Genomic DNA, 7290 nt, shown 5'->3' with positions numbered 1-7290 from the left:
CCTGGTCGACGAGCCACCGCGCCGACGACCAGGCAAGAGCCTTGTTGAGATGCCGGATCCGGGCGCACACCGCCGTATGCGCGGCCTGCAGGAGGGCGAGCTTCGTATTCAATGCCGCTGCGGCAGGGTGGTGGGTGGGCCGGCCGTCGCGCAGCCGCGCCAGGTGGTCGGCTTTGGTGTTGAGGTGTTCGCGGTGGCGGCGTAGTCGCACCAGTTTCGCCGACACGCCGGTCGCGTCGAACCGCAACGGGCGGCCCTGCACCACCACAGTGCCGTCCTGGTCGAGGTCGGCCACGGTCGCGGTCAGCAGGGTGTTCACACCCCAGTCGACACCAAGCGCACGAGTGTGGCCGTCCAACCGGGGTGGGGTGTGCGGGGTCTGCCAGGGCAGGTCGACGCGAACCTTGCCATCGCCGGGACGCAGCGTCGGAGTGCACACCTTCACCCCGGCTGGCACGACCGCCGGCAGCACAACATCGAAGGCATGCCACACCCAGTCGCGGTACGAGGCCGGCGCCGGGCACATCGGAAGCTGCGACCACACCCGCACCATGCTGTCGTCGACCCGGTCGACGGCGACCTGTTGCCGGTCGGCCGCAGCGAGGCTCACCTGCCGAGCCACGGCCGGCTGACCCTCCAACTCACACAGGTCCGCCGGCAGCCGGCCATGCCCGTGGACGTATCCGGTGATCTGTCGGGTGCGGCTGCGGATCGTCGCGCTATCGGTTGCGTCGGGCAGCGCCGCCCGCAACGCTGACCACTCGTCAGCGGTGCGAGCGGACGGATCGGCCGGCCACGTGGCCAGCAGCGCGGCAACGGTCGCACGACGGTGGCACGCCAGACGCAGAATGCGGGCCGCTTCTTCCTCGGCGATCCGACGAACCCGGTCCGACACCACCACACCCGCCGGCGGCACCGCACCCCAGCCGAGCCGGCGCAACGCCATCCACCCGTTGCCCGGCAGCCGCCGCCCCTCAGGGCCGACCCCACCGGCAAGCTCCGCAAGGTCAGCATCCGACCAACGCGCGCCGATCACCTCGTCGGCCATGCCCCGAACCAGGTCCGCCAGCCACCCGACCCGTTCGGCGAGCACCCGCCCCGTCACGGGCGCCTGCACCCCGGGCGCGTCGGGCTTACCGCCGCACACCGCCCGGTATGCGGTGCAGGTCGCGGTCGACGTCAACACGGAGCCAGCCACTACCCCACGCCTTTACCCGCGGCCGCCAGCAGTCGCCGCTTGGCCTCACGGGACCGCAGGCCGTACATCCGGCCGGCGAATATGGCGACCAGAGACATGAAGTCGTCCAGGAGTTCCTCGACCCCACCGGCCGAACCCTTCGCGTGCAGCACCTCGACGGTCACCCCGTCACGGGCGAGCAGAGCGGTCAGCCACGCGGTGCCGAACCGCGCCAGCCGGTCGCGGTGGGTCACTCTTACCACAGTGAACTCGCCGGCCGCCGCACCCTTCAACAGCCGGGCAAGTCCGGGCCGGTTCTCCCGCAGCCCAGACGCCTTGTCCTTGAACACCGCCACGACTTCGGCGGCAGCAGTAGCCCGCAGTTCCGCCTCTTGGGCCACCAGCGACGTCTCCTGGCCAGACGTACCCGACACCCGCACATACAACGCCTCACGGCGCGGCCGTTCCGCCTCACCCCGTCCGACGAACGCATCGAGCAACGCAGAGTCGAACCGACGCTCCCGACCAACCCACGTCACCGCCACCCGTCCCTCATCCGCCCACCGGCGCAGCGTCACAGGATGCACACCGATGTACTCAGCGGCCGGACCCAGACGCAGCAACGACATGATCAAGAACGTACCACATAGGTTCGCTTAGTTAATCAGCCAACAGCTGTACACCCTGCGTCCGGCCGCCGACGCCTGGTTCGGAACGAGGAGTTGGACGGGCGCGCAGGCTCTGGCGCCGACGGGAGTCCGGAGATACCGTGCGCCGATGACGACGCCAGCGCGGGGAGTGGCCGGGGCGGCCGTGGTGACCGGGGCGGCCGGCGGTCTGGGGCGGGCGATCGCCGCCGCCCTGCACGCCGACGGCTGGAGCGTGCTCCTCACCGACCTGGACGCCGACGCGGTGGCCGCCGCCGCGGCGCCGCTCGGCGGCTGGTCCCGCGCGCTGGACGTCCGCGACGAGGCGGCCTGCGCCGCGGTCGCCGCCGAGGCGGCGCGGGCGACGCCCGACGGGCTGAGGCTCTGGGTGAATAACGCCGGAATCCTGGTCACCGGACCGTCCTGGACGCACGACGCGGCGACCCGCCGCCGGCAGATCGAGGTGAACGCCCTCGGCGCGATGAACGGCACCCTCGCCGCGCTGGAGGTCATGCGGGCCCAGGGGAGCGGGCACGTGCTCAACGTCGTCTCGCTGGCCGGGTTGATCGCCGCGCCTGGCGAGACGGTCTACGCGGCCAGCAAGCACGCCCTGCTCGCGTTCAGCCTGGGCACCCTGGCCGACCTGCGGATGGCCGGGCTCCGGGGCGTACACGTGTCATGTCTCTGCCCGGACGGGATCTGGACGCCGATGCTGCACGACCGGCTCGACGACCCCGGCGCGCTGGCCTCCTTCACCGGGTCGCTGCTCACGCCGGAGCGGGTGGCCGCGCGGGCCGTGCGGCTGGCCCGGCGGCCGCGGCCGGTGGTCAGCCTGCCGCGCTGGCGCGGCGCCCAGGTCCGGCTCCTCGACGCGCTGCCCCGGCTGGCGCTCGCGCTGACGCCGGTGGTCCGGGCCGCGGGCCGGGCCGGGCAGCGCCGGCAGCGCCGCCGGGTCGGCCCGAACCCGAGCTGACCTCGCTTGTAACGTTGCCGACGTGACACATCTGGACCGGTGCGACGAGGCAGGCCGGACGTGGGTGACCGAGGCGATCGCCACGGTCGAGGCCGACGCCAACCGGTCCGCCGACACCCACCTGCTGCCCTTCCCGCTGCCCCGCGAGTGGGGCATCGACCTCTACCTGAAGGACGAGTCGGTGCACCCCACGGGCTCGTTGAAGCACCGGCTCGCCCGGTCGCTCTTCCTCTACGGGCTCTGCAACGGCTGGATCGGCCCGGACACCACCATCGTCGAGGCCTCCTCCGGCTCGACCGCCGTCTCCGAGGCGTACTTCGCCCGGATGCTGGGGTTGCCCTTCATCGCGGTCATGCCCGCCTCCACCTCGCCCGAGAAGATCGCCCAGATCGAGTTCCAGGGCGGCCGCTGCCACCTGGTGCAGGACCCGGCCAAGGTGGTCATCGAGGCGCGCTGGCTCGCCGAGGACACCGGCGGGCACTACATGGACCAGTTCACCTACGCCGAGCGGGCCACCGACTGGCGGGGCAACAACAACATCGCCGAGTCGATCTACGCGCAGCTCGCCCTGGAGCGGCACCCCGTGCCGGCCTGGATCGTGGTGGGCGCCGGCACCGGCGGCACCAGCGCCACCATCGGCCGGTACGCCCGCTACCGGCGGCTGCCCACCAAGCTCTGCGTGGTCGACCCGGAGAACTCCGCCTTCTACCCGGCCTGGCAGGCCGGCGACTGGTCGGTGCGGACCGACCGCGGCTCCCGGATCGAGGGCATCGGCCGGCCGTCCGTCGAGGCGTCCTTCCTGCCCTCGGTGGTGGACCGGATGGTCCAGGTGTCGGACGCCGCCTCGCTGGCCGCCATGCGGGCCGGCTCGAGGGTGCTCGGCCGCCGGGTCGGCGGCTCGACCGGCACCAACCTGTGGGGCGCGTTCGGGCTGATCGCCGAGATGCTGGCGGTGGGGCGCACCGGTTCCGTGGTCACCCTCATCTGCGACGCCGGTGACCGGTACGTCGACACGTACTACGCCGACGACTGGGTGACCCGGCAGGGGCTGGACCTCGCCCCGCACCTCGCCACCATCGACCGCTTCCTGGCCACCGGCGCTTGGCCGGCCTGACCGGACGAGCGCGGATCAGCGCGGGTCGACCCGTTCGGCGAGACCCGGGTAGCGCACCACGAAGCCGTCCGGGTCCACGTCCAGGTCCGCGGTGAAGGTGTCGCTGGCGAAGCGCACCCGGCCGGGCCCGAGCGGGGTGTAGACCTGCTCGGCGGGGACCACGGCCAGGCTGGGCACGAGCACCCAGGCGACGGTCACCCGGCGGGCCTGGTCCGCCGGCGCCCGGCTCAGCCCGAGGCGGCGTACGGGCAGGGTGTTGAACAGCGGGGAGCCGCCCAGGTCGAGGTCGAGCGCGTCGGCCAGCCGGCCCGGGTCGTCCGTGCCCGGCAGCCCGGCCGGGGCGTGCCCGGCCGCGCGCAACGTCGCGTCCAGGTCACCCTGCTCGCCGGTCCGCACCCGCCAGCCGTTCCCGGTGCGTTCCAGCCGTACGCTCCGCGACCAGCCGGCCCCCTCGGCCTCCGCCTCCAGCCGGGTGGCCGACCAGTCCTGACCGACGGTGAGCTGGTACCGGCAGGTGTACGGGATCGGGTCCACCGCCAGCGCCACACCCCGCGCGGCGAGTCCCTGTCGGCTGTCGAGGACGACGTGCTCGGCCCCGGCGGTGTCCGTCCTGGTCCAGAAGAGCGACTGCGGCATGGTCGGCATGAACCGGACGTTACGCGACGGCGCGGACATCGGCGCGGGATGCCAAAACGCCGCCGCGGAGCGGGTGCTCCACGGCGGCGTCCGGTGTTCAGGTCAGTGGGTACGCGCCGGCGGTCGCCCGCCGAAGCCCCGCCGGTCGTCGCGCGGCCGGTCGTCGCGCGGCCGGTCGTCCCGGCCCCGCCCCTCGGAACGGAACCCGCCCCGGGGGTCCGCCGACCGGAAGTCGCCGCCCCGCTCGCCGAACGTGCGCTCGCCCCGGGCGTCCCGGTCACCGAAGCGCCGCTCGCCCTGACTGCGGTCCTCGAAGCGACGCTCGCCGGTCGGCCGGTCCCCGGTCGGCCGCTCCCCGGTCGGCCGGTCGCCGAAGCGCCGGTCGTCCCGGCCCGCGCGGTCGGCCGGACGCCGGTCGTCGCGGTCGCCGAAGCGCCGCTCGCCGGTCGGCCGGTCACCGAAGCGCCGCTCGCCCTGACCGCGGTCCTCGAAGCGTCGCTCGCCGGACGGCCGGTCACCGAAGCGTCGCTCGCCGGACGGCCGGTCACCGAAGCGCCGCTCGCCGGTCGGCCGGTCCTCGAAGCGTCGCTCGCCGGTCGGCCGGTCCTCGAAGCGTCGCTCGCCGGAGGGGCGGCTGAAGCGCTGCTCGCCCCGGTCGCCGAACCGGCGCTCGCCGCGGCCGTCCCGGTCGAAGGAGCCGCGGTCGCCGAACCGCCGGCCGTCCCGGTCGCCGAAGCGGCGCGGGCCGGACGGGCGGTCGCCGTAGCGGCGGTGCTCCTGCGGCTCCTCGCGGACCGGCACCCCGCTGGGCTCACGCGCGCCGATCAGCTCGGCGAGGGCCGGGTCGCCGACCCGGACCCGGGTCTCCGCCGGAGCGACGCCGGCCTTCTCCAGCATGGCCAGGGTGGTCCGGCGCTGCTTCGGCAGCACCAGGGTGGCCACCGCGCCCGACTCGCCGGCCCGGGCGGTACGTCCCGCCCGGTGCAGGTAGTCCTTCGGGTCCTTCGGCGGGTCGACGTGCAGCACCAGCGTGACCCCATCGACGTGGATGCCGCGGGCCGCCACGTCGGTGGCGACCAGCACGTTCATCCGGCCCTCACGGAACTCGGCCAGGGTCTTGGTCCGCATCCGCTGGGTCTTGCCGCCGTGCAGCCCACCGGCGCGTACGCCCACCGCGGCGAGCTGCTCGACCAGCCGGTCGACGCCGAGCTGGGTACGCGCGAAGAGCATCGTCCGGCCGGAGCGGGCCGCGATCGAGGCGGCCACCGCGAACTTGTCGTGCGGCGGGATCAGCAGCAGGTGGTGGTCCATGGTGGACACCGACGCGGTCGACGGGGCGGTCGAGTGGGTGACCGGGTCGGTCATGAACCGCTTGACCAGCGAGTCGACGTCGCCGTCCAGGGTGGCGGAGAAGAGCAGCCGCTGCCCGTCCGCCGGGGTCTTCGCCAGCAGCTCGGTGACCTCCGGCAGGAAGCCCATGTCGGCCATCTGGTCGGCCTCGTCGAGCACGGTGATCTCGATGTCGTCCAGGTTGCAGACGCCGCGGGCGACCAGGTCGCCGAGCCGGCCCGGGGTGGCGACGATGATCTCCACACCCCGGCGGAGCGCGTCGATCTGCCGGTCGTACGGCACGCCGCCGACGGCGGTCTTGACGAAGATGCCGACGGCCTTGCCGAGCGGCATCAGCGCGTCGTTGACCTGCATGGCCAGTTCCCGGGTGGGCACCAGGACCAGGGCCCGGGGGTGCAGCGGGCGGGCCCGGTTGCGCTCCGCGAGCCGGGCGATCAGCGGCAGGCCGAAGGCGAGGGTCTTGCCGGAGCCGGTCTGGCCCCGGCCGAGCACGTCGTGGCCGGCGAGGGCGTCCGGCAGGGTGGCCCGCTGGATCTCGAACGGGGTGGTGATGCCCTGGCGGGCCAGCGCGGCGACCAGCTGCCGGGGCAGTCCCAGCGCGGCGAAGTCGGGGGCGTCGACGGCGGCGGGGTTCTCCTGCGCCGGGGTGTCGTGGGCGGACGGGGACGTGCCGGGGTCAGCGAAGGTGGTCAAGAAATGCCTTTCGAGCGGGGCGCATCTTCGCGATGGCCCGCTGCGGCTGAATGCCGCCGAATCGCCCGCAAGATCGCCCATGGGCGCGTGACAGGCGCGCCGGGTCAGTGATCCACCCAAGTGTACGGCGGCGCGGCGAAGCCGCCACCGCACCGCGAGGCCGTAGTGGGCGGGCTCACCATGCTTCCCAGAGCCGTCACCCGCTGATCATCGGCCGGTCATCCCGCTCAGCGCGTCGTTGGCTAGGAACACCACCAGCAGGCTGATCGCGATCAGCAGACCCAGCGACGCGGCCAGCACGATCACCACCTTCGTGTTGCTGGACCGGGTCGTCGGGGCGTCCTCGGCCCAGCCCTGGGCCAGGATGTGCCCGGTCAGCGAGCCGGAGTTCTCCAGCGGGTTGCCCTGCGGGAGCGCCACGGTGGCGAAGCCCGGCCCCTCGGTGCCGCCGTAGGTCGTGCCGCCGTAGGCGGTGCCCGCCAGGCCCGGGCCGTTCTGGTGGGGGAGGGGGCCGGGCCGCCCGCCGGGCAGCGTGCCGACGGGGCGGTCCGCGGCCGGTGGCGCGCTGGTCGGGTACGGGTGGGCGCCGGCGCGCCCGGACGCCGCGGTGGGATTGGTCGGCGGTGGCCAACTCGGCAACGCGGGCGCCGGCACCACCGGGGGTGCGGAGACCGGCCCGCCCGCCGGGGTGGCCATGGCG

At 74.1% G+C, this 7290-nt stretch carries 7 protein-coding genes; 2 read left to right on the top strand and 5 right to left on the bottom strand.

Annotation, left to right across the window (positions count from 1 at the left end; genetic code table 11):
* Together DKT69_RS31820 and DKT69_RS31815 are read right to left on the bottom strand one after the other, a co-directional pair.
* Positions 1-1048, bottom strand: a 1048-nt coding sequence (locus tag DKT69_RS31820) for a hypothetical protein (protein WP_201749962.1), incomplete at its 3' end; no start/stop codon positions are given.
* 149 nt (positions 1049-1197) lie between these two features.
* Entirely contained in the window at positions 1198-1806 is a 609-nt protein-coding gene (locus DKT69_RS31815) for an IS607 family transposase (RefSeq protein ID WP_201749961.1), read from the bottom strand.
* Between the two features lie 148 nt (positions 1807-1954).
* On the opposite strand from DKT69_RS31815, the gene DKT69_RS31810 reads away from it, so the two are divergent.
* Together DKT69_RS31810 and cds1 are read left to right on the top strand one after the other, a co-directional pair.
* Positions 1955-2797, top strand: coding sequence for an SDR family NAD(P)-dependent oxidoreductase (locus DKT69_RS31810; RefSeq protein WP_109805125.1), 843 nt, complete (start codon positions 1955-1957; stop codon positions 2795-2797).
* Positions 2798-2819: 22 nt separating this feature from the next.
* Positions 2820-3911, top strand: a complete 1092-nt coding sequence (gene cds1 / locus DKT69_RS31805) for an L-cysteine desulfhydrase Cds1 (protein ID WP_109805124.1) — start codon at positions 2820-2822, stop codon at positions 3909-3911.
* Positions 3912-3926: 15 nt separating this feature from the next.
* Here cds1 and DKT69_RS31800 read toward each other — a convergent pair whose 3' ends face one another.
* The 3 genes from DKT69_RS31800 to DKT69_RS40320 form a co-directional block, all read right to left on the bottom strand.
* Complete coding sequence (locus tag DKT69_RS31800) at positions 3927-4547, bottom strand: putative glycolipid-binding domain-containing protein (protein WP_109805127.1); 621 nt, start codon at positions 4545-4547, stop codon at positions 3927-3929.
* A 102-nt stretch (positions 4548-4649) separates the two neighbouring features.
* The gene (locus DKT69_RS31795; RefSeq protein ID WP_438361896.1) at positions 4650-6590 is read right to left on the bottom strand and encodes a DEAD/DEAH box helicase; all 1941 of its coding nucleotides are present in this window, start codon (positions 6588-6590) and stop codon (positions 4650-4652) included.
* Between the two features lie 207 nt (positions 6591-6797).
* Positions 6798-7290, bottom strand: a 493-nt coding sequence (locus tag DKT69_RS40320) for a hypothetical protein (RefSeq protein ID WP_236648480.1), incomplete at its 5' end; no start/stop codon positions are given.

The organism is Micromonospora sicca (genome assembly GCF_003172935.1).
Taxonomy (GTDB): Bacteria; Actinomycetota; Actinomycetes; order Mycobacteriales; family Micromonosporaceae; genus Micromonospora; species Micromonospora sicca.
This window is presented reverse-complemented; position numbering and strand designations above follow the sequence as displayed.